This is a genomic window from Ekhidna sp. (assembly GCF_040223195.1).
Classification (GTDB): domain Bacteria; phylum Bacteroidota; class Bacteroidia; order Cytophagales; family Cyclobacteriaceae; genus Ekhidna.
On sequence record NZ_JAVKDX010000012.1, the window covers coordinates 133,018 to 157,024 of the forward strand.

A 24,007-nucleotide genomic window follows, 5' to 3' on the forward strand; every position below is an offset into this window, starting at 1 on the left:
GTTACTTGAAGAAGCTCTCTACTTTTCTGATGCATTCCGGTTTTGAGAGCACCACTACACGATCTTTCGGGTGGAATTCAAAATTGCCCCGAACCGCGATTCCCTTTCCATCCCTGATCACACCGCCAACAATTGCTGTTTTGGGGAAATCCATGTCCTTAAGCGGCTTCTCAATGATTCGGGATTTTTCACTGATTTCAAACTCCAGTATTTCTGCATCCACACCATGGATACTGGCAATATTTAGCACCTCCCCTTTTCTGATGTAACGGAAAATGAAGTTTGCTGCAATAAGCTTTTTATTAATTAATGTGTCTATACCAATACTCTGTGAAAGGTGGATATAGTCCACATTTTCCACCAACGCAATGGTCTTTTTCACTCCCTGGTTTTTAGCCACCAAAGACGCCATGATGTTTGTCTCTGAGTTTTCGGTCAGTGCCACAAAGGCATCCATTCGTTCGATGCTTTCCTCTCGCAAAAGGTTAATGTCTCTACCGTCTCCGTGAATGATCATCGTATCCGGTAGTTCATCCACCAGATGAAGGCATTTTTCCTTGTCCGCCTCCACCAATTTAATATTATACTTTTTGCTCAGAAGTTTGGCCGTGTTTATACCCACCTTGCTGGCCCCCAGTATCATCACATTCTTGATTTCAAAACTCTCCTTTCCAGACAATGCGGTGACCCGATCTATTCCGTCAGGTTGAGCGATGAAATAGGCATGGTCTCCATTTTGAAACTTATTTTCTCCGTAAGGTATGATCGTCTGATTATCCCGAAGAATGGCGACTGTGGTAAAATTGTGATCGGGGTTCAGGTAAGCTGTTTCGGTCAGTGTTTTGCCGTAGAGCTGAGAAGCTTCGTCTACCGTGATCCCAACAAGCGAAAGCATGCCCTTCTCAAATTCAAAGGTATCCGTCAGGGCCGATTGCTTCAAAAGACGCTTAATCTCCCTGGCGGCCAGAGATGCTGGGGAAATGATCTCATCTATTCCCACATTGCCCAGGTTCAGTTCCTCCCGCGCATGCAGCAATTCCACATTTGATATTCTCGCGATGGTCTTTTTAGCACCCAGGCTTTTTCCCAGAATGCAGGTGGTAATATTTGTTTCCTGAATGGATGTTACCGCAATTAACAAGTCAGCTTTTCCAATGTTGGCTTCCTTAAGAATTCGGGGGGAAGTAGAGGTTCCTCTGACCGTGCTTACATCCAGGTGTTGAGTGACATATTCCAGAACGCTGGGGTCAGAATCTATGATTACAATATCCTGTTCTTCTGCTGTTAAAAGCTTTGCAAGATGAAACCCCATCTCACCCGCTCCTGCTATTACAATTCTCATCCTATCTTAACTGATATTGGGCGCAAAGATATTGTATCTAAGTGCCAGCATTCCAAATGATTACGAATTATATACCTCACTAAAGTATTTCTTTGTTGCCTCCATCACCTTTGGTGCCAATACGATGGTGGAAATCATGGTTGGTATGGCCATTAGGCCATAAGCGACAAACACCAAGTTGACCACATCAGTCAATGAGGCCACCGACCCTACCAAAACAAGTGCTATGTACCAATAATAAAAGTAACTTCCATACCTGGCCCCAATCAAAAAAGACAGACATTTCTGCCCGTAATAGGCAAGCCCAAATATGGTGGTAATTGCAAATACCATTACACAGACCATTAATACATAAGGTCCAAAGCCAGGTAACCCTTTTTCAAACGCACTGGCCGTCATTACAATCCCATCTGCCTCTCCACTATTCCAAACACCTGTGATCAAAATACAAAGTCCTGTCATAGTGCAAACGATAATCGTATCAATAGCTGGACCCAACATGGCCACCAGTCCTTCCCTTACCGGTTCTTTGGTTTTTGCTGCCCCATGCATAAGGGGTGCCATGCCTATGCCCGCTTCGTTGGAAAAGGCTGCTCGTTTCGCCCCCTCCACTATTACTGCGCCTACTGCCCCCCCCAACACTGCTTTAGCCGTAAAAGCATCCTCAATGATGAAAAGAAAGGAAGGGATGATTTCACCAGGGTTGGTGATCATGACGGTGAGCACACTGATGACAAACAATGCCACCATAAATGGCACCAGCTTTGACGCCACGTTCCCGATCCGCTTGATTCCTCCCAGAATGACGATAGCCACCAACGCGGCAATAACAATCCCAATAGAAAGGTTCATAATAAAAGAATCTTCCATTCCTGCCGGAAGCAAAATCACATTTTTGAAAACCGCCACCATCTGGTTGGTTTGAAAAACCGGCGTGGCTCCAAAGAATCCGGCCACACAGAAAAACACTGCAAGCGGCATCCATTTTTTGCCCATCGCTTCACGTATCACATACATCGGACCTCCCTGCAGCTCTCCTTCGGAATCTTTTCCGCGAAACTGCACCGCCAGCGTACAGGTAAAAAATTTGGTGGCCATTCCAATAAAAGCACTCACCCACATCCAAAACATGGCTCCCGGTCCACCTGCGGCGATGGCAAGTGCTACTCCGCTGATATTGCCCATCCCGATGGTTGCTGCCAGAGCGCCACTCAATGCCTGAAAGTGGCTGATCTCTCCAGGATCGTCCGGATTATCATATTTTCCTCTAAGAATATTGATGGCGTGGCGGAGGTATCTAAAGGGGAGGAAACGCGAATAAACCAATAAGAAAAAGCCACCTCCAAGAAGCAAAGCCAGCAATGGGGGACCCCAAATGAAGTTTACCGCATCCGCAAGAAAAGTGCTGATTGAGTTCATAAAGCTCGTGAAGGTAATATGTAACTTTGAGTCAAAACCATTTTATTGGCAGGTAAATGAACAAAACATCCGTTTTTGGCCTTTAAGCCCTACAAACAATTAAGCGTAGATGAAACTACATTTTAGAACATTGGGAGAAGGCGAGCCCCTCATCATCATGCACGGCGTGTTCGGGTCTTCTGATAACTGGCAGACACTTGGGAAGGTTTTTGCTGATAGGTTTAAAGTCTATCTTGTTGATTTGAGAAACCATGGAAATTCTCCGCACAGCGATGAGTTTGATTATGATGTGATGGTAAAAGATGTGGTGGAGCTGATGGAAGATGAAGGGATTAGTAAAGCACATATTTTGGGACACTCCATGGGAGGAAAAGTGGCCATGCACCTAGCCACTCAGCAGGCTGCAAGAGTAGATAAACTGATCATTGTTGATATCGCACCAAAATATTACCCTCCTCACCATCAGCAGATTTTTGAAGGATTTCACTCGGTGGATTTAGCGACTCTGGAAAACAGAAAAGATGCTGATGACCAGATGGCGGTGGTGATCAAGAACTTTGGGGTAAGGCAGTTCATTCTGAAAAACCTCGATCGTAACAAAGATGGCAGCTTTTCCTGGAAACTAAATCTGTCAGCGATTGAAAGGGCCATAGAAAAAGTGGGCGAAGGGATAGAAGGGGATCTCCGTTTTGAGGGGCAAACACTCTTCATCGCTGGAGGTAAATCCGATTACATCACCGATCAGGATCATGAGTTGATTAGGGAACATTTTCCAAAGGCTTTGATTGCCACTGTGAAGGATGCCGGACATTGGGTACATGCCGAAAAGCCAAAGGAACTGGGAGAAATGGTCATTGAATTTTTAGCATCATGAATCAAGGCAAACTTTTTCTAATTCCAACTTACCTGTCCTCCGATAATGATGCTTCTTTCATTTCCCCAATGGTGACTGAGGTGTTGAAGAACACGAAGCATTATTTTGTGGAAAATCTGCGGACCGCTCGAAGGTATATCAGCAGCCTAAAAGCGGGAATAATAATAGAAGATCTTCAATTTCAACTCCTTAACAAAAAATCCAACTGGGATCAGATGTATCCGCTTTTTGAGCCGATCCGAAAGGGGAAAGACATGGCAGTGATCTCAGAGGCTGGTGTTCCCTGCCTGGCCGACCCTGGAAATTTGGCGGTGAGCTTTGCCCATCAAACGCACGTACAGGTAGTGCCCATGCCCGGAACCTCCTCCATCCAGATGGCACTAATTGCTTCGGGATTCAACGGACAGAAATTCACCTTTCATGGGTATCTCCCTATTGACAAAAACCCGCGGCAGCAAAAAATCAGGGAGCTGGAAAAGCTGAGTGAGTCTGGCTACACCCAGCTTTTCATGGAAACGCCCTACCGAAATCAACTGCTGATCAAGGACATGCTGAAAACCTGCAGGCCCGACACCCTCCTGAGTATTTCCGCTGATATTTCTGGGTCTAATGAGAAAATTATGACCCAACCAATATCGAAGTGGCAGAAGACTGACATTCAGATACATAAAATTCCAGCGATCTTTAGTTTTGGACAATTCCCATAGGTGAGTTCATCGAATCGTATAAATTTGCCGACCAACTTTAACAGGATAATACATGCCCTATTTATTCACTTCAGAGTCCGTGAGCGAAGGACACCCGGATAAAATCGCCGATCAGATTTCCGATGCTTTGCTTGATCATTTTCTAGCCTTTGACCCAGACAGCAAGGTTGCATGCGAAACATTGGTGACAACAGGACTGGTGGTGCTTGCTGGAGAAGTGAAGACGTCAGCATATGTGGACGTGCAGCAAATTGCACGAGAAGTGATCAACAAGATTGGCTACACCAAAGGTGAGTATATGTTCGATGGGAACTCCTGTGGGGTTATTTCTTCGATTCATGAGCAGTCTCCGGACATTAATCAGGGTGTGGATAGAGCATCGGAAGACGAGCAGGGTGCCGGCGATCAGGGGATGATGTTTGGGTATGCCACCAAGGAGACTGAAAACTACATGCCGCTTGCGCTAAACCTTTCTCACCGAATATTGATGGAGCTATCGGCAATACGTAAGGAAGGGAAAGAGATGACCTATCTGCGTCCGGATGCCAAGTCGCAAGTGACGATTGAATATGACGATGACAACAAGCCGGTGCGAATTGATGCCATCGTTGTGTCTACCCAGCATGATGAATTTGACCATGAAGACAACATGCTCAAAAAGATCAAAGAAGACATTATCAACATTTTGATTCCACGGGTTCAAGCCAAACTGAAGCCGGAAAACCAGGCGCTGTTCAATGAGCAGATCAAATACCACATCAACCCAACCGGAAAGTTTGTGATCGGCGGGCCTCATGGCGATGCAGGACTGACCGGACGGAAAATCATTGTGGATACCTACGGCGGAAAAGGTGCTCACGGCGGTGGGGCATTTTCAGGAAAAGATCCATCCAAAGTGGACCGATCCGCAGCATATGCTACCCGGCACATTGCCAAAAACCTGGTGGCAGCCGGAGTGGCAGATGAAGTGCTCGTGCAGGTTTCATACGCCATCGGGGTGGCGGAACCAATGGGTATTTATGTAAACACGTACGGCACATCGAACGTGAGTATGAAAGACGGAGAAATTGCAAAAATCGTAGAAAAAATCTTCGACATGCGGCCTGCGCACATCATCAAACGATTAAAGCTAAAAGAGCCCATTTATTCCGAATCAGCCGCATACGGGCACATGGGTCGAAACCCTGAGGTAAAGCAAGTGATCTTCAAAGGAAGTGGAAGTGAAGAAGTGAAAAAAGTGGTGGAGACCTTTACCTGGGAAAAGCTTGATTATGTTGATCGGGTGAAAGAAGCTTTCGGTTTGTAATTTATGAAGTGGGCGGGTAAGTTAGGTTGAAAGCAATTACGATTAATTCCTTACGGAGAACCCCACCACCAACTTCTCCGGAGGTATCCTCATTCCATCTTTTTGTCTATTCACATTAAAAATCATTCTGTAGTTACCGCTCGATACTTTTTCCTCTAAGGTTTTGACCGGAGGAATCATGCCGCTCTCATTTCCGCACTTTCTCGACATTAAACCCCACGAAATCTCAATAGATTCATTAGGCTTCAACTCAAATACAATCGGCGGCTTGCATGGCGTCCCACAAGCACAAGGCACAAATGGTATTCTAATCCATTTTCCTCCTTCTTCTTTTTCAATATACAATTGTTCTGTCGATTCAATTTGTACTGATTTATTTGAAGTGTTCAACAAACTAAAAAAAACCTGTTTGCTGTACTTATCTTTGAGTTTAAGCACATCAATACTCTCTGAGCCAGAATAGTTTTCGCTTGTTTTACAGGATATCAAAATAACTACCGGTATTAAAATTCGGGTACAAAAGTTCACGTATTTCATGTTTTCATATTTTTAGCCAAACACATAATAATTATATGAAGGTCTCCGAACACAATTTTGCATAAATTTAAAGCTCAACTATCTGATTAAAATGAAGAAGCTCACATTAATACTTATTGCAGTCATCATTTCACTTGGTGCATATTCCCAGGAGTGGCAAAGACTCCTCTGGGAAGGCGAGCGAGATTTTCAAAAAATACAGGAAGCTTTTTATAATGAATGGGATGGAAAAATACTGGAAAAGGGAAATGGATATAAACAGTTTAAGCGCTGGGAGTATAAAAATGCGCCAAGGTTGATAAATGGTCAGATAGCAAACATTGCCTCCAGCTACTCAATCAGAAAAAAAGAAAATGCTAGGGCGTCAAAATCGCGGATTCAGAGCAGTGGATGGGAAGCACTTGGACCATATTCATGGCAAAACGGCACTAACGGATATAATCCGGGAATTGGAAGAGTGAATAGTATTGATATTCACCCAACTGATCCGGACATTTTGTTTGTAGGTACAGCAGGTGGTGGATTGTGGAAAAGCGAGACCGGGGGAAACAGCTGGACTACTCTGTCTGAAGAATTTCCCATCCTTGGAGTTACTGATTTTTTCATTGATCCGGCAGATCCGGACAAGATGTACGTTTTGACAGGGGATGCATACGGTGCAGATACTTACAGCCATGGAGTCTTTAAGTCAACAGATGGGGGTGTTTCTTGGGCAAACAATTCCAATTTCAGCCCTCAAGCCACAGACTTTCGCAGAATGTATCGAATGATTGTTGATCCTAATGATAGTGACATTCTTTTAATCGCCGGCACGAGTGGAATATGGAAATCGGAGGATGGAGCAGAGTCCTGGACTATGGTAAGGAGTGGATCCTTCACGGATATCGAATTCAAGCCTGGAAACTCATCCGTAGTTTATGCCAGCACAAGTTCTTCAAGCATCTTTAATCTTTCTCAGGATGGAGGAGACACTTGGAGCAATGTTTCTACCCCGATTCAAAACTCAGGAAGAACAGCCATTGGTGTCAGTCCGGATAATCCGGCGTATGTCTACATTCTCGCCTCGTCGAGCAATTCATTATTTGGTGGTGTATATAGGTCCACAGATTCCGGCCAGACGTTTTCATTGCAGTCAGACAGTCCCAATATTTTCGGCTATGACCCAGAGGCGGCTGATGATCGTGGACAAGGCTGGTATGACCTGGCTATCGCCGTAAATCCGGATGATGTTGATGATATTTATGTAAGTGGAATTCACATTTGGAACTCAAAGGATGGTGGAGAAAGCTGGCAAGACGGAAATGATTATCAAATCTTGAATTTCTGGGTCTACAACCCTTCCAATACAAACAACTATGTTCATGCTGATAACCATACCCTGGATTTCTTAAATGGTGAATTATATGCCGGGTGCGACGGTGGAATCTGGAAAAGCTCCAACCTTGGCCAAAGCTGGGAAGATCTCTCTGAAGGACTTAACAACACACAGCTTTATCGTCTTGGGCTTGATCCCAATGATGAAAACGTAATTATTGCAGGAGCACAGGATAATGGAAGCAATATCATGATCAATGGCACATGGACACACATATTTGGTGCAGATGGAATGGAGGCGCTCATCGATCATACAGATGGGGATATTGTTTACAGCACATATCAGTTTGGCGGCTTGCTTAGGTATACCAATAGAGGGGCAGGAAGTATCGAAGATATCGCAGGAGATCTTAATGGCACAGGAGCATGGGTTACTCCCTATATGTTGGATCCTATGGACAATAATTTCTTGTATGCAGGTTATCAAAATGTTTGGAAATATGATAACTCAAGTGGTGTTTGGGAAGAAATTTCAGATTTTGGATCAAGCTCTAACATAACCAGCTTAAAAGTGTCATCTACAAACCCAGATTACATGTATGCCTCCACAGGATACTCTACCTACAGTACAACTGATGGTGGTGAGAATTGGACAAACATAAGTGCCGGTTTGCCGTCAGAGTATCTTTCATATATTACTATTTCAGAAGAAAACCCGGAGAAATTGTGGGTCACTTTCTCCGGTTATAATGATAAAAACAAGGTGTATGAATCCTCGAACGGAGGAAATTCCTGGACTAATGTTTCGGAGGGCCTTCCAAACCTGCCTATAAATTGCATTGTTCACCAACGAAACTCCGATGATCAGCTTTATGTGGGAACTGATATTGGAGTATACCAAAAAACCAACGCTGGTGACTGGGAGCCCTGGTTCGATGGTTTACCAAATGTGATAGTGAATGAGTTGGAAATTCATTATGCATCTAAAAAAATTGTAGCCGCAACCTATGGAAGAGGCTTATGGTCAGCTGATATTATTACAGATGGTTCAGGCGTGTTGCAAATCTCGGCAGATCCGATCACTGTGCTGGAAGGAGAAAGTGTAACATTTAGTGCCTCCTTAGAAAATGAGCTAGATGGCTATGAATGGTCATTTGAAGGTGGAACACCAAGTAGTTCTTCTGAGGCATCCCCAGTCGTTACTTACCTGGAGGCGGGAAAATATGATGTCAACTTAAACGGAGCAACAAGATCGGAGAAGATTACAGTTTTAGACTTGATCTCAATAGAGTCAATATCCGCAGATTTTAATCCTGTTGATAGAAGGAAAAGTGTGACTTTTTCATCTGTATATGAGGGAAATCCATCTAGCTGGGAATGGACGTTTGAGGGCGGAACACCAAGCACCTCCAATGATCAAAATCCAACAATAACATATAATGAACATGGTGAGTTTGATGTTACATTAGTTCTCTCCGGAGATACTGAAGATCAACTCCTAATGGAAGATTTTATTTCTGTAAACAATGTTTTGAGTATTTCGGAGAAATCAACGCATGTGTACCCAAGCGTCTCTCAGGATCAACTTTTCATTAAAGTTGATGCGCCCAATACCACCATCAAACTCATATCCATGTCCGGTGAGGTGGTTAAAGAGGTGATTGCTAACGAAGATTTCAAAATGAGTATTGGAAATCTCTCGGATGGGGTGTATGTACTTAAGTTTATTAATGGAGAGCGAATAAATGTGGTGAGGATAATAAAGGAATAAAGACGATAATTTATTTAAAGAAGCCTCACCACTCAATCACCTTTTTGTCCCTTAAAAATTTTCCATTTGGAATTTCATCAGCTGTTGCCAGCCAAACGGCCGTTTCGGCACCTTTTTCTACTGGTCTTGATGCACTGGCACCTCCCATGTCAGTCCTCACCCATCCTGGACACATGGCGTTCACTTTTACTGTTGCACCCAGCTGCGAATGGGTCATGATCGTCAGCGCATTCAATGCCGTCTTTGAAATCCGGTAGGCTGGATGATCACTTCTTAAATCGCCAATCGCTCCCATACCACTGGAAAGATTGATGATTCGACCATCAGGAGACTTCTCCAGCAAAGTAGCTAACCCTTGCGTAAGCATCCATGGCCCAAAAACATTCGTCTCAAGCGTGAGATGAACCACGTTCAGATCAGCAGTGAGTACATTCATGCCATCATCTACCAAAATAGCCGCATTATTTATCAGCACGTCCAGAGCTCCCACTTCCTCTTTGTATTTGAAGATAAACTCTAGAATGTTGTCCCTGTTGGAAACATCCAACTCACGAAATTTTGCTCCTACTTCCAATGCAGCGTCTTCACCTTTTTCTACCGACCGGGCAGTAAGCACCACATCGTGCCCCTGCTCCACCAGCTGTCGGCATATCTCCTTTCCAATGCCACGGTTTCCACCTGTAACTACGATTCGCTTTCTCATATTTAGTGCAAAGATTAAATGATCCGCTTGTCAGAGTTTTCTTCCAATTAGATTCGTATTTTATTTGCCCAAAAATTTCTTCCATGCAAATCATAGAAGTACAGGATAAGAAAACAGCCAAAGAATTTTTGCAGTTCCCCGTTCGCCTTTACCGCAGCGAGTCCAACTGGATTCGTCCGTTGGATAAGGATGTGGAGGGAGTTTTCGATCCGCGGAAAAATAAAACCTTTAGAAACGGAGAATGCATCCGCTGGATTTTAAAAAATAAAAAGGATGAGACAATCGGAAGAATAGCTGCCTTCATCAATCACAAAACAGTCAACAAAGACAATGATCAACCAACTGGCGGGGTAGGGTTCTTTGAGTGCATAGATGACCAAGAAGCTGCCAACCTGCTCTTTGATGCTGGGAAAAAATGGCTGGAGGAGCGTGGCATGGAAGCGATGGATGGCCCGATCAACTTTGGTGACCGGGATGCCTGGTGGGGATTGCTCATCAAAGGGTTTGATCGGGAGCCCAACTATCAGTGCAACTACAACTTTCCGTACTATCAAAATTTATTCGAAACCTACGGTTTTCAGATGTACTTCAAACAGTTCACTTTTGGCCGAAACGTATTCGAGCCACTTGACCCGAGACTGAAAGAAAAAGCAGACAAGGCCAACCGTGATCCTGAATACAGCTTTCGGCACATTGAGAAAAGTAAGCTAAAGAAGTATGCTGAAGATTTTCGCACCGTATACAATGATGCCTGGGCCAGACACCCGGGAGTGGCAAAAATGACTTCCCTGCAAGCCAATGCGATCATCCAAAAGATGAAGCCGATCATGGATGAGAAGATCATGTGGTTTGGCTACCATAAAGACAAGCCGGTCGGTTTCTACATCAATATTCCTGAGCTAAACCAGGTCTTCAAACATGTGAATGGAAAACTTGATCTGATCGGTAAGCTGAAGTTCCTCTACCACAAAATTCGCAAGACAAACAAAAAAATGATGGGGCTGGTATTCGGCATCTCTCCCGAGCACCAGGGTAAAGGAGTGGACGGTGCACTAATCCACGCCACCCGAGTGATGGTGCAGGATAAATACAAGCGATACCCACTTTTGGAGATGAACTGGATTGGGGATTTCAACCCAAAAATGCTGGCAGTGGTAGACCAGGTTGGTGGTGAGGTTGTGAAAACCCATTATACCTACCGATACCTTTTTGACCGAACAAAGGAATTTAAGCGGATGCCAATCAAGGGGTAAGTATTCACCCAATTAAAAAAAGTTGGTAACTTGTTTCGTGTACCTAACCTAATACCCATGAAACGATTCGCCTTTGCACTTCTTTTGGGGAGTTCAGTTTGCTCATTTGCACAAAAATCAGAGAGCGTTGCAGCACCTTATCATCATACCCGCCTTCCCAGTAATCCCCTACCGGACGGAATGAATAACTTCCACTTAGTGTATAAACTGGACAAACTAGAAAAGGATTACATCAGAAAAAACCACACATTTGATCTGGATAAGCTGGGTATCTGGGGGCTAGAGCGTACAGAAAATGAAGGAGTAAGGATCACGGTGGTGGGCGACACTATGAGCATCACTAACTACAACAACTCCACAAAAATTGATGACAAAACCAAATACAACAAAGTAGTCACCTTTAATCGTGCATTGCATTATACCGTCAGCCTTCCATCAGGTGATAGTAATCCCTTCTTATCCGAAACCATCGATGACCATGCATATGTAAAGCACGGAGAGTGGCAGGATTCGGAAGTAGGCGCTGAAAATTGGTACGTGAGCAATGCGAGTAGTCTTGCAAACACTTATGATCCGGAGATCACAAAAAAGAACATTGAGAAATTGAGTTCGGAGCTGAGTGATGCCATAGGATATCCGCCGATCGAGGGAAGCGTCCCTATCCTGCGAATAAAAAAATACAAGAAGTACACCTATCCGGAGCTGGACGAAGCGGTAGACATAGCCCGGGCAGCCTTTGCGCTTCATCGCATCGATCAAAAATATATGCCTGATATCTGCAAAGAACGGCTACAGGGAGCCTTGGAGATTTGGAAGAATGTGGTTGCCTCCAAAAACATGATTGATGATAAAGCCAAGGTAAATGAAGAAGTAGCTGCACTTGCTTATCAAAACCTTATTCTGGTATACGGCCTGATGGACGAGTATGAAATAGTGGACGAACTGTATGCGAGCGTGGAAGCAGACATCAACCAATACAATCCCAAGGGTTGGGAATCGTATCTAAAGAACTGGAAAAACTATGTGGATTACCGGAGAAAAAGAGTGGCAGCTAATGCCAAGTGACCTCCATTCTCCTTCCTGACAATTCTGATTAGTACACTGAGCGAAGAACTCACAACAATAAAAAAACAGTCACATCTATGTAGCTCTTGAGGTTGGAAGATCGATCTCGATGGGACCAACCTTTGGCCGGCGACTTCCTGAACCACGTTTAGAAACCTCAGGAGGTCGATAAACAAAAAAGCAGCCACATCTCTGTAACTGCTTCATTTTTCTGGGGTGGAAGACCGGACTCGAACCGGCGACCTCCTGAACCACAATCAGGCGTTCTAACCAACTGAACTACAACCACCATTTATCAGGCATTCCTGAAAAGGATTGCAAAGTTAACACCACAAGCGAAATCTGCAAACGATTATTTTCGATCAAAAGCAAGCCGCTGACCCATTTGACTTTCATCCAATTTTCCGTCGGAATAGGCCAGATGCCCAGACACAAAAGTCTTTTCGACAGAAGACTTGAATGTATGCCCTTCGAATGGAGACCATCCACACTTTGCACGGATATTATCACGAGAGACCGTCCACGGTTTGTTTAAGTCTACCAAAACCAAATCTGCTTTGTATCCTTCACGGATATAACCTCTCTCTCTTACTTCGAAGCATTCAGCCACGGCATGGCTCATTTTTTCAGCGATCCGCTCCAGGGATATTTTCCCCTGATAATAAAAGTCAAGCATCGCCACCAGCGTATGCTGAATGAGTGGCCCTCCAGATGGAGCGCTCATATATGGGTTTTGCTTTTCCTCCAGCGTATGAGGAGCATGATCCGTAGCAACCACATCAATGCGGTTGTCCAGTAGAGCCTCCCAAATCTGATCCCGATCATTCGCTGATTTCACTGCCGGGTTCCACTTAATGAATGAGCCCTTCTCTTCGTAATCCTGATCAGAAAACCACAAGTGATGGATGCATGCCTCTGAGGTAATTCGCTTTTCTTTCAACGGAATTTCATTGGTAAATAGGTTGGTCTCCTTTCCCGTGGAAATGTGCAGAATGTGCAGACGCGTATTATTCTTCTTAGCCAGCTCCACTGCTTTGGAAGAAGACAGGTAGCAGGCCTCCTCATCCCGAATCACCGGATGATACCTGAATGGGATATTGTCACCGTATTGGGCCACAAACTTCTCCGTATTGGCCCTAATGGTTGCCTCATCTTCACAGTGTGTGGCAATCAGGATCGGTGCGTTTCTAAAAATGCTTTCCAGAGTCTCCTGATCATCAACCAACATATTGCCTGTGGATGAGCCCATGAAGATCTTGATCCCGCACACATTGGCCGGATCTGTTTTCAGGATCTCTTCCAGATTGTCATTGGTGCTTCCCATATAAAAGGAGTAGTTGGCAAGTGCACTTTTTCTACCAATTTCATACTTGGCTTCAAGCAACTCTTGAGTAATGGTCTGTGGGTTTACGTTGGGCATCTCCATGAAAGAAGTAACACCTCCAGCCACCGCCGCTCTAGACTCTGTGAAAATATTTCCCTTATGGGTAAGTCCTGGCTCTCTGAAATGGACCTGATCATCGATTACTCCCGGGAAAAGATGCAAACCGCTTCCGCTGATGACGATGTGATTGGAATCTGCTCTGAGGTTTTGCCCAATCTTTTCGATGCGATCGCCTTTGATCAGGACGTCCGCCTCGATCACTTTTCCTTCATTGACAATGCTTACCTCTTTAATTAAGAACATATAATTTTTTTACTTTCAAATATGAATTTATTGGAAACTCCAACAACTATATCCTTACACTATCGCTCTGATCTCTACATTCTCGCACTAACGGTTCTTCTCTCCTAAAATAAAAAATGAGCTCGTAAAAAGCTCATAATCAAACATTTAATTGAAGATCAATTGAAAATAGTAAGATTTCATGATTTTTTTGATCTAAAACTTTCATGGAAACCGCATATAATATTTATACTTGTGCCAGAAAGATGGATTTTTAATAGTCTTTCTTTCCATAGCTGGTTGAAAAGATCTTGTGGGGCGAAGGCCCCACAATGATCAATTTCTCACAACTCCTTACTCACCAGAGTCCTCCCCTTCCTTTTTATCCGCTTTAATTCTTTCCGGTCGGTTTGCTATTTCCCATCCGGTATAGAATACCAGTCTTGCTCTCTTTTCCATCGTTTCAAAGTCTATTTTCTCCACTGTATCAGTCGGCTTGTGATAATCCGCATGGGTACCATTGAAATAGAAAATGATTGGAATGTTGTTCTTCGCAAAGTTGTAGTGATCAGACCTGTAGTAGAATCGGTTCGGGTCATTCTCGTCATTGTAGGTATAGTCCAATTCCAGATTTGTGTAGGTTTTGTTCACATTCTCAGAAAGCTCATGCAATTCCTGAGAAAGCTTGTCCGAACCAATCAAATAAACATAGTCAGGGTTTTCCGCATGTGCTTCGTCTACACGGCCCACCATATCAATGTTCAGGTTTACCACGGTATTTTCCAATGGAAAAATCGGATCAGTATCCGTATAATATCTTGAACCAAGCAATCCCTTCTCTTCGCCTGTCACGGTCATAAAAAGGATGCTTCTTTTTGGCCCCTTTTTCTTTTTGGAAGCTTCCGAAAAAGCTTCCGCAATTTCCAGTACACTTACTGTTCCGGATCCGTCATCATCCGCACCATTATGAATTTCCCCATTGATAATTCCAACGTGATCGTAGTGTGACGTAATCACTAAAATCTCATCCGGCTTTTCTGTCCCTTTCAGAAGGCCTAGAACATTCTCCGTCCCTATCGGCTTATCCAGATAGTCGGCATTGAAAATGACTTCAGCCTCATCTCCCGCTTTGATTTCTTCAAATGCTTTTCCGTACATCCAGCCTGCAAGCTCTCTGTTTACAATGATCATCTTGTCCGCTTCATTGTCCCGGCTATCCAGCCCCAGGCTTGGTCTTTTCAAGTATGGCCCAAATCGTGTCACTACAGAATTGAACTCATCGTCATTTTTAAGTACCACAATGAATCCGGCTGCTCCCTTTTCTTTGGCCTGGTCAATCTTTTCCTGCAAGCCGCCCATTTGCTCCGTTGCAAATACCACGTAAGCTCCATCATAAGCACGCATGTCATCCCCTTCTACTTCCATCACAGTCTTGATGTATTCCTCACCCATGGTTTCCGCTTTGGAGTAGTACACAAAATCGTCAAAGCCAATTTTCTTCTCCTCTCCCTTTTTGAAATAAACAAACCCAATGGTGGACTCTGTCAGATTAAACTTTTGAAAGTAGGATCCCTCTACTGGGGCTTCAAAACCCAGGGATTTGAAATGATTGGCAATGTACTCTGCCGCCATTTTCTGCCCTTTCTTACCCGTTTCCCTTCCTTCATATTCATCTGAAGCCAGAACCGTGAGGTGTTCTTTCAGGTCATCTGCTGTAATTGTTTTTGCAAACTTCATGGCATTTTTATCCTGTGCCAGGAGTCCAAAGGCTACAATTAAGCCCAATGCATATGTCAATTTTCTCATTGTGATATAACGTATTAAAAATCAGGTTTAAAACTAAAGAATTTTATAGCGGGTAAACCAAATATTTACACTAATGGTTAGGGTGTAAATGCTTTTTGTCCTGAAAGTCATGACGTAAATTTGCGCCCCTAAATAGACCCCTCCATGAAATTAAACCTGAACGATCGAGTAGAGTTTGAAAGACGCCACAATGGCCCAAATGCACAAGAAATTTCCAACATGCTGGAGACCATCGGCCTGAGGTCCATCGATGCGCTGATCCGTGAGGCCATCCCGGGACCCATCCTGAAAAAGAAAGCGCTAAACCTACCTCCGTCTCTCAATGAGTATGAATACCTCAATCGCATGCAAAAAGTGGCAGCTAAAAACAAGGTGTTCAAATCATTCATCGGGCAGGGGTATTACAACTGTGTGGTGCCAACGGTGATCCAGCGAAACATCATGGAGAACCCGGGTTGGTACACTGCATATACGCCATACCAGGCAGAGATCGCGCAGGGAAGACTGGAAGCATTGATCAACTTCCAAACCATGGTAATAGACCTCACAGGAATGGAAATCGCCAATGCCTCATTGCTTGATGAAGGAACGGCAGCTGCAGAAGCCATGTCTATGCTGTATGGGTTGAGAAAAGGGGGTAAAAAATCTTCAAACAAGTTTTTGGTAGACGCTGAGGTGTTTCCTCAAACGCTTGACGTATTGAAAACGCGTGCACTTCCATTTGGGATAGAGCTGGAGGTGGTTGATCTGGCCAATGCGGATATCACCGCACCGGAGATTTTTGGCATTTTCTTCCAGTATCCAAACAATTCCGGGTCTGTAAGGGACTGGTCTGCTATCGTAGCTGCTGCTCAGGAAAATGATGTCTACACGGCATGTGCTTCTGATCTACTTGCTTTGACACTTCTTACTGCCCCTGGCGAGTGGGGAACGGACGTGGTTGTCGGAACAAGTCAAAGGTTTGGGGTGCCTATGGGCTATGGCGGACCACACGCAGCTTTCTTCGCCACCAGAGAAGATTACAAAAGAGCCATTCCGGGTAGAATCATTGGGGCTTCCAAAGATGCTCACGGCAATGATGCTTATAGAATGGCCCTACAGACAAGGGAGCAGCACATTAAGCGAGAGCGAGCCACTTCCAATATTTGCACCGCCCAGGTGCTTCTTGCAGTGATGGCAGGCATGTATGCAGTGTATCATGGATCAAAAGGCTTAAAGCAAATTGCTGCACGTACGCATGGATTAGCAAAAGAGACTGCAAACACCATTGCTCAGTATGGTTTTGAAAATCAGAATACCTACTTCTTCGACACCTTACGAATTCCACTTTCTCCAGAACAGCTTGTCATGATCAAGCAGATCAGTGAGGAAAGTGAAATCAATTTCCGATATTTTGAAGATGGCGTTGGGATTTCGTTTGATGAATACCATACTGTGAATGACGCCAATGAAGTGGTGAAACTTTTCGCCCGATTGGGAAATGCATTTGACGCCCCGATATTGGAAGACTTTGAGGTGGAGTACCCGACATCCTTGGCCAGATCCACTCCGTTTATGGAGCATCCGATTTTCAACGAATATCATTCCGAGCACGAGCTCCTTCGCTACATGAAGCGGCTGGAGAACAAAGACCTTTCGCTGGTACACTCCATGATCTCCCTTGGATCCTGTACGATGAAATTAAACGCTACCACTGAGATGATCCCTGTGACCTGGCCTGAGTTTGCCAACATACATCCCTTCGCACCAAAAGATCAGGCTGAGGGATACGGCATTTTAATCAATGAACTTCACGATTGGCTTGTGGAAATTACTGGCTTCCATTCGATTTCATTTCAACCAAACTCAGGGGCGCAAGGAGAGTACGCAGGACTGATGGTCATTAAATCTTATCTGGAAGGAACAGGCCAGCCAAACAGAAATGTGGCGCTAATCCCTTCATCCGCACACGGCACAAACCCTGCGAGTGCGGTGATGGCAGGTATGCGGGTGGTCATTGTGAAATGTGATGACAATGGAAACATTGATCTGGACGACCTGCGGGAGAAGGCCGAAGCTAACAAAGCCGAGCTGGCTGCCCTCATGGTAACCTACCCTTCTACACACGGGGTTTTTGAAGAGGCTATCATCGAAATTTGTGACATCATCCACCAAAACGGCGGACAGGTCTACATGGATGGGGCAAATATGAATGCCCAGGTAGGCCTCACCTCTCCGGGAATTATCGGAGCGGATGTTTGCCATCTCAACCTGCACAAGACATTCTGTATCCCTCATGGTGGCGGTGGTCCGGGTATGGGTCCGATCGGTGTGGCTGAGCACCTGACTCCATTCCTTCCCGGACATGTGACAGAGCACAACAGCAACCCGGCCATTTCTGCTGCGGCTTACGGTAGCGCAAGCATCCTTCCTATTTCTCACGCATATATTGCCATGATGGGACCCGAAGGACTTACAAATGCCACCAAAATCGCCATTTTGAACGCAAACTACATCGCCGCAAGGCTGAAAGATCACTATCCGGTACTATATGCGAATGACAAGGGTAGAAACGCACACGAGCTAATCATCGATTGCAGGGAATTTAAGAAGTCTGGAATCGAGGTGGAAGATATAGCGAAGCGACTGATCGACTATGGCTTCCATGCGCCTACCGTGTCGTTCCCAGTACCTGGAACTATGATGATTGAGCCTACCGAAAGTGAGGTGCAGGATGAGCTGGATCGGTTCTGTGATGCCATGATTGCAATTCGAGCAGAAGTGCAGGAGGTGATAGATGGAATTGCAGATGCAAAAGATAACCCACTGAAAAATGCTCCTCACTCCTACAAAGTGTTGGTAGCTGACGAATGGAAATACTCCTACTCACGTGAAAAAGCAGCATTTCCTGCCCCATATGTGAAAGAGAATAAATTCTGGCCGGCAGTAAGCAGAATTGACAGTGCTTATGGTGACAGAAATCTGGTGTGTAGCTGTTTGCCGCTGGATGTATATGAGGGTGAAGAAGCGCACGCATGAGGTTTGGAGCTGCAATATTTCTATTCCTAATCGGATTGTCTGTATTTGCTCAGGTCAAGTTTCACGGACAGGTTGGGATGACCATTTCCACATTTGATCGTGATCTGATGGAGGAATATGGATTCATTGAATACCGTCAGGCAAGAATTGATGATGGGATCAATGCGTCATCAGAAGCTAAAAACTCAGTGCGTCCAGGTGCGGTTGTTTCCATAGAAATGGATGTGTATTTGAATGACAACACCTTCCTAAAAACCGGGGTTAAATACACCAATGGGGGAGATAGCTACTTCTTCAAAACGCCGGATATCCAATATCAGCGATACTATGGGTTGATCACGACGGATGCCCGATTCAAATACAGACCCAGGCTGGACTACATCGCCATTCCGGTAAACTACGGAAAGAAGCTTGGTGATTTCACCATTTATGGTGGGCTCACCACACACATCAATATGGCCACAGCTTTACGAGCTAACTACTTTGAGGGTTCGGGGGGAAACACTGTTCGGGAGAGATGGGATCGGGAGGATGACCTGGTAAAAGCCACCAAGACCGTTTTCTTTTTCAACATTGGAGCCAATTATTTGATCCCGGCATTTGACATGGACAATGTGGTGAGCCTAAACATTGGGTATTCGCTCAATCCCGTTTATGATCAGCCAAATGCTGAAGGACAAATAAACAGTGCCAGACTCTGGACCATCGAAATTGGATACGGGATCACGCTTTCCACGGGAGATTAATTGCAAATCCTGATCTCAAAAGAGCCCTCCACGATGTTTTCTTCATCGTCAAGCACGGCCTGCAAATAGCCGATCATCACCTGGTTTTCAATCAGGTATATTTCCATAAACCCACTCGAAGCAACTAAGCTTTTGGACGGGGATAGCTCAAAGGAAACCTGAACCTGATTGTTGTCGGTGGCTTGCGGCGACACAAAAAAACTGCCTTCTGACGGCTTGAAAATAGCTCTGACATGGGCCTGTGATGGAACAGGTAAAGTACATGGATCACGAACAGACTCTTTGCTGGAAAGGAACCTGACCTGATATCTGGCATCAGAGGAATATATATAAGCGTTGGCTGATTTGTAACTCCAGGCCTCTCCATTTATGAGTCCTTCCAGTTGCTTATCAGGAAGCTCTATTTGATCTCCACTGCAGCTCATCAAAAATGCCGCCGAGAAAGTCAGGTTCATCAGAGAGAAAGATTTTCTACTTTTATGGAGAACATCCCAAATCACTATGAAAAAATTCCTCATTACGCTTTTGGCCATTGTTGTTTTGCTATCGGCTTTTGTCCTATACACATTTAGCTCTACGGGATTCTTCCGTGAAGTTAATAACACCGAAAGCTATGAGGTTATTGCTGAAATTCCGATGAAGGGAGCCGAAGATTTTACCATCAGCTATGAGGATGGGTTTATGATTATTTCTCAGGACGATCGGGCAGGCCGAAGAGATGGAAACCCAAATCAGGGGCACCTTTATTATTTGGATCTTGATTCCGGTGATTTTACTCCCAAGAAATTAACAGCAGACTATGAGCTGCCTTTCTACCCGCACGGAATCAGCTTACTAAAATTGGACTCTTCAAAATATCAAATCTTAGTTGTTAATCATGCCAGGGGTCACACCATCGAAAAGTTTGAGCTTTATAGAGATCGCCTGGTGCACATCTCCACATTCAAGGATGGTTCGATGATTAGCCCAAATGATGTAGTGGCTTTGACTAAGGATTCATTCTATTTTACTAATGATCATGGATACACCAGCTACTGGGGCCGCATGGCCGAAAGCTACCTGGGGCTAAGTGTTTCCAATGTGGTTTTCTATGATGGCTCTTATCGAACGGTGGCAGAAGGCATCAGCTATGCCAATGGCATCAATATCTCCAAAGATCGAAAGCAGCTGCTTGTAGCAGCCCCGAGAAGTTTTAGCCTGGAATATTATAGCATAGAGCCAGATGGAGGTCTCACGTATGATAGAAGTCTGGATGTACGAACTGGGATAGACAACATAGAGCTGGATGAAAACGGAGACCTGTGGATGGGTGCTCACCCGAGCCTGCTGGCCTTCACTTCTTATGCCGGAGGGAAGTCTCCCCTGGCACCTTCAGAGATAATCAAAGTGACTGGGGAGGAGGTTGAAAGTTTGTATGAAAATGATGGAAGTCTGGTTTCTGCCAGTAGTGTGGCTGCACCATATAATGACCTTCTGTTCATTGGTACGGTGATGGATGAAAGCCTGGTGGTGTTAAAGAAAAAGGGTGAGTAAAGCACCCACCCCTAACCCCTCCAAGGAGGGGAATTAGCCTTTTCTTAAGTAGATGTTTCCGCTTATTGTTTCGAAGGTGGATTCGGCTCCTCCACTACTCACCCTGCCACGAATATCCTGCCCTACGATTTGCCTTAGCCCGTCTGTTCCGTACGGATAGCTTATTTCGATGTCTGAGTAAACTTCGCCAGATATGGTTTTGGCTTTGAAATCCATCCCACTCTCTTGAGGGATCGTCACATCAATTGCTCCGGAGATGGTTTTCAGTTTCATTTCAGATCCGAAATATTCAAACTCGTAATCACCGGAAATCGTGCTGGATCGAACATTCATCTTTCGGGGAAGATAAACGGTGTAATTGATCGTGGAAGTATAGCTGCAGTTTTCCCATTTTCCATTTGATTGTTTACTGAGCTTCTTCCACATATCCTCGTCCATTTCAATGTAAATGGTTGAGCTGGATTTCTCCGAAGAAAGGGTGAAAATATCATTGTCCTCACCATTGTTGATTTCTACCATCACCTCCACCAGTACTTCGCTTTTGTCCCACGTTTTGAAGACTATGTCATCCGCAAAATCAAACTCAAGATCGAGCAACGTCTGACCTGAAACGGCTACCGATTCGGTCACTTTCTTAGGCTGTGCAGACAACCCAAAGGCTGCCAGGCACAGTATGATTGTTAGCGCCCTCATGCCTACTCCGCTTTTCTAATGTAAATATCTCCGCTTATGCTTTTCAGGGAAACCTCCACGCCACCACCGTTCAGTTTTCCAGTTGCATTTTGTCCTCCTATTCTGCTGATCTTGGCGTCCTCACCAAAATCGAAATCAAAGCCAGTATACACCCCACCGGAAATAGTTGCCATCTTGAAGGTTCCTTTCACATTGGCCGGTAGAGTCACGTCAATATCACCGCTGGTAGAGCTGAGGGAGGTTGGAGATGCGCTGGAAAGTGTTGTAAAATCCACTTGCAAATCTGAGCTTAACGAATGCGCCACAATCGGCCCTGTCACGTTGATGAATTTCAAATCTCCTACCTGGGTTTTCGCCTCAATTTCACCGACCATTCCCTTGATCTCCACATCACCCGCCTGCCAGCTATTATAGTTGATTTTTAGCTTCAGGTCTTTAGGCAGGTAAATCACATAGTCTGCTTTGTCTGCCTCACTGTGCGCTCCGGAAAGAGAAATGGTGTTTCCTTCCTGAGTCATGCTCAGCCCCACACCCGTATTCTCCGGGCCTGTTGCAGAAAGAGGTTTTAGTCCCTTTGCCTTATCCGGCAATCCTCTGTAGTTTCTGCTTTCAATCTTGATCTCGGAACCTGCAATACCTTCAATTTGAAGATTAGAGCTCAGGTTATCAATTATCAGCCATGTTTCTGCTGCGTTTCCTTTTACAGGAAAGTTGAAACTCACCTGTCTCTCCTGATCGCTTCTTACTCCTGGTAATTCTGATAACGCTTTCGTTTGAGCCCCACCCGTGGTGCATATCAATAGTATTAGTCCTGCTATAATCGTTTTCATTTTGTGTTGTTTTTTAATAATTGTTCAGATGTTAATTGTACCGGTATTTTTTATGTCAAAACCTGAATGGCAACTTCTGCTTGTTGTTTCACTTCAGGTGAGATGTCTTCTTGTTCCATAATATCTTTTAATGGTGCTATCGCGCTTCGCTCCTCAGCCTCCACCAAAATGGTGATCAAAGAAATTTGAATCAGGGGATCGGATTGTGCTTCCAGGGACTTGACCAATTCGGCTCGCACCTCTTCGTGATTAATAAATTTCTTCAAAGCCTGCAGCGCTGCATACCTCACATTGGGGCTTTCGTCAGAATTGAAAGTGGATATCAATGTTGATATAAGCTCGGCATTGATGGAGGGCTGCTCCTCTATCCTGTTTACCGCCATGATGCGCTCGCTTGCAGAATGTCTCTGCAGTGAGCTTGTCAGAGTTGCCTCCCTCAATGACGCTATCTCTGTCTTTAGTGCCATCAGTTCCGGCGAAGAATCCGGCGAGCTGAACTTCCCGGCTCCAAAGCCGATGATCAGAAGAGCAACAGCTGCTGCTATTTGCATCCAGGAGACATGATTCCTCGACTGACTTTTCAGCTGCTCCTGAAAAATCGCCGCTCGCACGTTTTCACCAATGTGCGAGGGGACGTCAACTTCCTGTATCTCATTCATTGCATCATAAACCTCTTTGAGCTCTTCGAGTCTTTTTAAAAGCTCCGGGTCGGACTTGACCTGCTTTTCCAGTTTAGGGTTTTGCTCCCCTTCCAGAAGTGCAATCATTTGCTCATCTGTGATTTCTTCTTTCATCACGCTTATTTTTTAGTCATCTGCTAGTTCAAAATAAATGTCTCTCAACTCTTTGATGGTGCGGTGTACCTGCACTTTTATGTTGCTGACAGACGTGTCGCGCATGGCTGCTATTTGCTCATATTTCATTCCCTGAAATTTGCTAAGCACAAGCAGCTCACGCTTTTCATCCGAAAGTGACTTCATTGCCTGATAGAGCTTGTTTTCTCGTTCCAAAACTCCATTTCCCAACTCTTCTTCTACCTCCGGCATTACCTCCACAGGATTAAATTGATCCTTGTGAATCCTCATCTTTCTGAAGTGATCTTTGACCATGTTCCTGGCGATTTGAAAAATCCAGAATTGAACGGAATGGCCCTCTTTGTATGAGTTCCGATACCGCATAACCCGGATAAATAATTCCTGAGTGAGGTCGTCGCTATCGGCTCTTTCCAGCGTGGATTTCAGGAAGTAATTATAGATCCGCTTGCTGTAGCGACTAAATAACTCATTCATGTAATCCAGCTGATTTGCCTTGATGAGGGACATCAACTGTTCATCTGTCATTTCCAAATTCAAACCGGTCAGTTTGGTAATCAGATAAGTTACAAGAAAAGGGAGGGAAGGTTACAGTCTGGTCGGAATTAACCT

At 44.7% G+C, this 24,007-nt stretch carries 20 protein-coding genes and 1 tRNA gene; 9 read left to right on the top strand and 12 right to left on the bottom strand.

Annotated features, from left to right (window positions below; translation table 11 throughout):
• Nucleotide 1 precedes the first annotated feature (1 nt).
• Together trkA and RLN88_RS05440 are read right to left on the bottom strand one after the other, a co-directional pair.
• Nucleotides 2–1,342, bottom strand: a complete 1,341-nt coding sequence (gene trkA, locus RLN88_RS05435) for a Trk system potassium transporter TrkA (protein ID WP_350220362.1) — start codon at nt 1,340–1,342, stop codon at nt 2–4.
• Between the two features lie 60 nt (nt 1,343–1,402).
• Nucleotides 1,403–2,761, bottom strand: coding sequence for an alanine/glycine:cation symporter family protein (locus RLN88_RS05440; protein WP_350220363.1), 1,359 nt, complete (start codon nt 2,759–2,761; stop codon nt 1,403–1,405).
• A 109-nt stretch (nt 2,762–2,870) separates the two neighbouring features.
• Between RLN88_RS05440 and RLN88_RS05445 the strand changes: the two genes are divergently transcribed.
• From RLN88_RS05445 to metK, 3 genes are read left to right on the top strand one after another with little or no spacing between them, the layout of a single operon-like run.
• The gene (locus RLN88_RS05445) at nt 2,871–3,635 is read left to right on the top strand and encodes an alpha/beta fold hydrolase (protein WP_350220364.1); all 765 of its coding nucleotides are present in this window, start codon (nt 2,871–2,873) and stop codon (nt 3,633–3,635) included.
• The gene (locus RLN88_RS05450) at nt 3,632–4,342 is read left to right on the top strand and encodes an SAM-dependent methyltransferase (RefSeq protein ID WP_350220365.1); all 711 of its coding nucleotides are present in this window, start codon (nt 3,632–3,634) and stop codon (nt 4,340–4,342) included. Before RLN88_RS05445 ends, RLN88_RS05450 begins: the two co-directional genes overlap by 4 nt.
• A gap of 52 nt (nt 4,343–4,394) precedes the next feature.
• Nucleotides 4,395–5,648: a methionine adenosyltransferase gene (gene metK, locus RLN88_RS05455; RefSeq protein ID WP_350220366.1), complete on the top strand. Its 1,254-nt coding sequence runs from the start codon at nt 4,395–4,397 to the stop codon at nt 5,646–5,648.
• 42 nt (nt 5,649–5,690) lie between these two features.
• Here metK and RLN88_RS05460 read toward each other — a convergent pair whose 3' ends face one another.
• Nucleotides 5,691–6,185, bottom strand: a complete 495-nt coding sequence (locus RLN88_RS05460; protein WP_350220367.1) for a hypothetical protein — start codon at nt 6,183–6,185, stop codon at nt 5,691–5,693.
• A gap of 91 nt (nt 6,186–6,276) precedes the next feature.
• Here RLN88_RS05460 and RLN88_RS05465 point away from each other — a divergent pair, with 91 nt between their 5' ends.
• Nucleotides 6,277–9,270 (top strand): PKD domain-containing protein, encoded by a 2,994-nt coding sequence (locus RLN88_RS05465; protein ID WP_350220368.1) that lies wholly within the window; start codon nt 6,277–6,279, stop codon nt 9,268–9,270.
• Between the two features lie 25 nt (nt 9,271–9,295).
• Here RLN88_RS05465 and RLN88_RS05470 read toward each other — a convergent pair whose 3' ends face one another.
• Nucleotides 9,296–9,973, bottom strand: coding sequence for an SDR family NAD(P)-dependent oxidoreductase (locus tag RLN88_RS05470; RefSeq protein WP_350220369.1), 678 nt, complete (start codon nt 9,971–9,973; stop codon nt 9,296–9,298).
• A gap of 83 nt (nt 9,974–10,056) precedes the next feature.
• On the opposite strand from RLN88_RS05470, the gene RLN88_RS05475 reads away from it, so the two are divergent.
• On the top strand, nt 10,057–11,226 hold the full coding sequence (locus RLN88_RS05475; protein ID WP_350220370.1) for a hypothetical protein: 1,170 nt from the start codon (nt 10,057–10,059) through the stop codon (nt 11,224–11,226).
• Nucleotides 11,227–11,283: 57 nt separating this feature from the next.
• Nucleotides 11,284–12,291: a hypothetical protein gene (locus RLN88_RS05480; protein WP_350220371.1), complete on the top strand. Its 1,008-nt coding sequence runs from the start codon at nt 11,284–11,286 to the stop codon at nt 12,289–12,291.
• A 212-nt stretch (nt 12,292–12,503) separates the two neighbouring features.
• Here the strand turns inward: RLN88_RS05480 and RLN88_RS05485 are convergent.
• The 3 genes from RLN88_RS05485 to RLN88_RS05495 all read right to left on the bottom strand — a co-directional run bounded on the left by RLN88_RS05485 (nt 12,504) and on the right by RLN88_RS05495 (nt 15,763).
• Nucleotides 12,504–12,580, bottom strand: a tRNA-His gene (locus RLN88_RS05485).
• A gap of 63 nt (nt 12,581–12,643) precedes the next feature.
• Nucleotides 12,644–13,978, bottom strand: coding sequence for a dihydroorotase (locus RLN88_RS05490; protein WP_350220372.1), 1,335 nt, complete (start codon nt 13,976–13,978; stop codon nt 12,644–12,646).
• Between the two features lie 333 nt (nt 13,979–14,311).
• On the bottom strand, nt 14,312–15,763 hold the full coding sequence (locus RLN88_RS05495) for a M28 family peptidase (RefSeq protein WP_350220373.1): 1,452 nt from the start codon (nt 15,761–15,763) through the stop codon (nt 14,312–14,314).
• A gap of 144 nt (nt 15,764–15,907) precedes the next feature.
• Between RLN88_RS05495 and gcvP the strand changes: the two genes are divergently transcribed.
• A complete protein-coding gene (gene gcvP, locus RLN88_RS05500; RefSeq protein ID WP_350220374.1) occupies nt 15,908–18,781 on the top strand; it encodes an aminomethyl-transferring glycine dehydrogenase in 2,874 nt (957 codons plus the stop codon).
• Nucleotides 18,778–19,527: a hypothetical protein gene (locus tag RLN88_RS05505; RefSeq protein WP_350220375.1), complete on the top strand. Its 750-nt coding sequence runs from the start codon at nt 18,778–18,780 to the stop codon at nt 19,525–19,527. Before gcvP ends, RLN88_RS05505 begins: the two co-directional genes overlap by 4 nt.
• Here RLN88_RS05505 and RLN88_RS05510 read toward each other — a convergent pair.
• Nucleotides 19,524–19,982: a hypothetical protein gene (locus RLN88_RS05510; protein ID WP_350220376.1), complete on the bottom strand. Its 459-nt coding sequence runs from the start codon at nt 19,980–19,982 to the stop codon at nt 19,524–19,526. The genes RLN88_RS05505 and RLN88_RS05510 overlap by 4 nt on opposite strands.
• Before the next feature lie 46 nt (nt 19,983–20,028).
• Here RLN88_RS05510 and RLN88_RS05515 point away from each other — a divergent pair, with 46 nt between their 5' ends.
• Nucleotides 20,029–21,060: a strictosidine synthase family protein gene (locus RLN88_RS05515; protein ID WP_350220377.1), complete on the top strand. Its 1,032-nt coding sequence runs from the start codon at nt 20,029–20,031 to the stop codon at nt 21,058–21,060.
• 33 nt (nt 21,061–21,093) lie between these two features.
• Here the strand turns inward: RLN88_RS05515 and RLN88_RS05520 are convergent, their stop codons facing one another.
• From RLN88_RS05520 to RLN88_RS05535, 4 genes are read right to left on the bottom strand one after another with little or no spacing between them, the layout of a single operon-like run.
• Entirely contained in the window at nt 21,094–21,753 is a 660-nt protein-coding gene (locus RLN88_RS05520) for a DUF4097 family beta strand repeat-containing protein (RefSeq protein WP_350220378.1), read from the bottom strand.
• A 2-nt stretch (nt 21,754–21,755) separates the two neighbouring features.
• Nucleotides 21,756–22,583 carry a DUF4097 family beta strand repeat-containing protein gene (locus tag RLN88_RS05525; RefSeq protein WP_350220379.1) on the bottom strand — a complete coding sequence of 276 codons (828 nt, stop codon included), beginning with the start codon at nt 22,581–22,583 and terminating at the stop codon, nt 21,756–21,758.
• 50 nt (nt 22,584–22,633) lie between these two features.
• Nucleotides 22,634–23,377 carry a HEAT repeat domain-containing protein gene (locus RLN88_RS05530; protein WP_350220380.1) on the bottom strand — a complete coding sequence of 248 codons (744 nt, stop codon included), beginning with the start codon at nt 23,375–23,377 and terminating at the stop codon, nt 22,634–22,636.
• Between the two features lie 12 nt (nt 23,378–23,389).
• Nucleotides 23,390–23,923: an RNA polymerase sigma factor gene (locus RLN88_RS05535; protein WP_350220381.1), complete on the bottom strand. Its 534-nt coding sequence runs from the start codon at nt 23,921–23,923 to the stop codon at nt 23,390–23,392.
• Nucleotides 23,924–24,007: the final 84 nt, after the last annotated feature.

What these genes read in the sequence shown, in the direction of transcription:
- RLN88_RS05480 (WP_350220371.1), top strand. Translation starts at nt 11,284, where the DNA reads ATGAAACGATTCGCCTTTGCACTTCTTTTGGGGAGTTCAGTTTGCTCA.
- RLN88_RS05505 (WP_350220375.1), top strand. Translation starts at nt 18,778, where the DNA reads ATGAGGTTTGGAGCTGCAATATTTCTATTCCTAATCGGATTGTCTGTA.
- gcvP (WP_350220374.1), top strand. Translation starts at nt 15,908, where the DNA reads ATGAAATTAAACCTGAACGATCGAGTAGAGTTTGAAAGACGCCACAAT.
- RLN88_RS05490 (WP_350220372.1), bottom strand. Translation starts at nt 13,978, where the DNA reads ATGTTCTTAATTAAAGAGGTAAGCATTGTCAATGAAGGAAAAGTGATC.
- RLN88_RS05460 (WP_350220367.1), bottom strand. Translation starts at nt 6,185, where the DNA reads ATGAAATACGTGAACTTTTGTACCCGAATTTTAATACCGGTAGTTATT.
- RLN88_RS05495 (WP_350220373.1), bottom strand. Translation starts at nt 15,763, where the DNA reads ATGAGAAAATTGACATATGCATTGGGCTTAATTGTAGCCTTTGGACTC.
- RLN88_RS05525 (WP_350220379.1), bottom strand. Translation starts at nt 22,583, where the DNA reads ATGAAAACGATTATAGCAGGACTAATACTATTGATATGCACCACGGGT.
- RLN88_RS05465 (WP_350220368.1), top strand. Translation starts at nt 6,277, where the DNA reads ATGAAGAAGCTCACATTAATACTTATTGCAGTCATCATTTCACTTGGT.
- RLN88_RS05475 (WP_350220370.1), top strand. Translation starts at nt 10,057, where the DNA reads ATGCAAATCATAGAAGTACAGGATAAGAAAACAGCCAAAGAATTTTTG.
- RLN88_RS05520 (WP_350220378.1), bottom strand. Translation starts at nt 21,753, where the DNA reads ATGAGGGCGCTAACAATCATACTGTGCCTGGCAGCCTTTGGGTTGTCT.
- RLN88_RS05440 (WP_350220363.1), bottom strand. Translation starts at nt 2,761, where the DNA reads ATGAACTCAATCAGCACTTTTCTTGCGGATGCGGTAAACTTCATTTGG.
- RLN88_RS05515 (WP_350220377.1), top strand. Translation starts at nt 20,029, where the DNA reads ATGAAAAAATTCCTCATTACGCTTTTGGCCATTGTTGTTTTGCTATCG.
- RLN88_RS05530 (WP_350220380.1), bottom strand. Translation starts at nt 23,377, where the DNA reads ATGAAAGAAGAAATCACAGATGAGCAAATGATTGCACTTCTGGAAGGG.
- RLN88_RS05450 (WP_350220365.1), top strand. Translation starts at nt 3,632, where the DNA reads ATGAATCAAGGCAAACTTTTTCTAATTCCAACTTACCTGTCCTCCGAT.
- trkA (WP_350220362.1), bottom strand. Translation starts at nt 1,342, where the DNA reads ATGAGAATTGTAATAGCAGGAGCGGGTGAGATGGGGTTTCATCTTGCA.
- RLN88_RS05535 (WP_350220381.1), bottom strand. Translation starts at nt 23,923, where the DNA reads ATGACAGATGAACAGTTGATGTCCCTCATCAAGGCAAATCAGCTGGAT.
- RLN88_RS05510 (WP_350220376.1), bottom strand. Translation starts at nt 19,982, where the DNA reads ATGAACCTGACTTTCTCGGCGGCATTTTTGATGAGCTGCAGTGGAGAT.
- RLN88_RS05470 (WP_350220369.1), bottom strand. Translation starts at nt 9,973, where the DNA reads ATGAGAAAGCGAATCGTAGTTACAGGTGGAAACCGTGGCATTGGAAAG.
- metK (WP_350220366.1), top strand. Translation starts at nt 4,395, where the DNA reads ATGCCCTATTTATTCACTTCAGAGTCCGTGAGCGAAGGACACCCGGAT.
- RLN88_RS05445 (WP_350220364.1), top strand. Translation starts at nt 2,871, where the DNA reads ATGAAACTACATTTTAGAACATTGGGAGAAGGCGAGCCCCTCATCATC.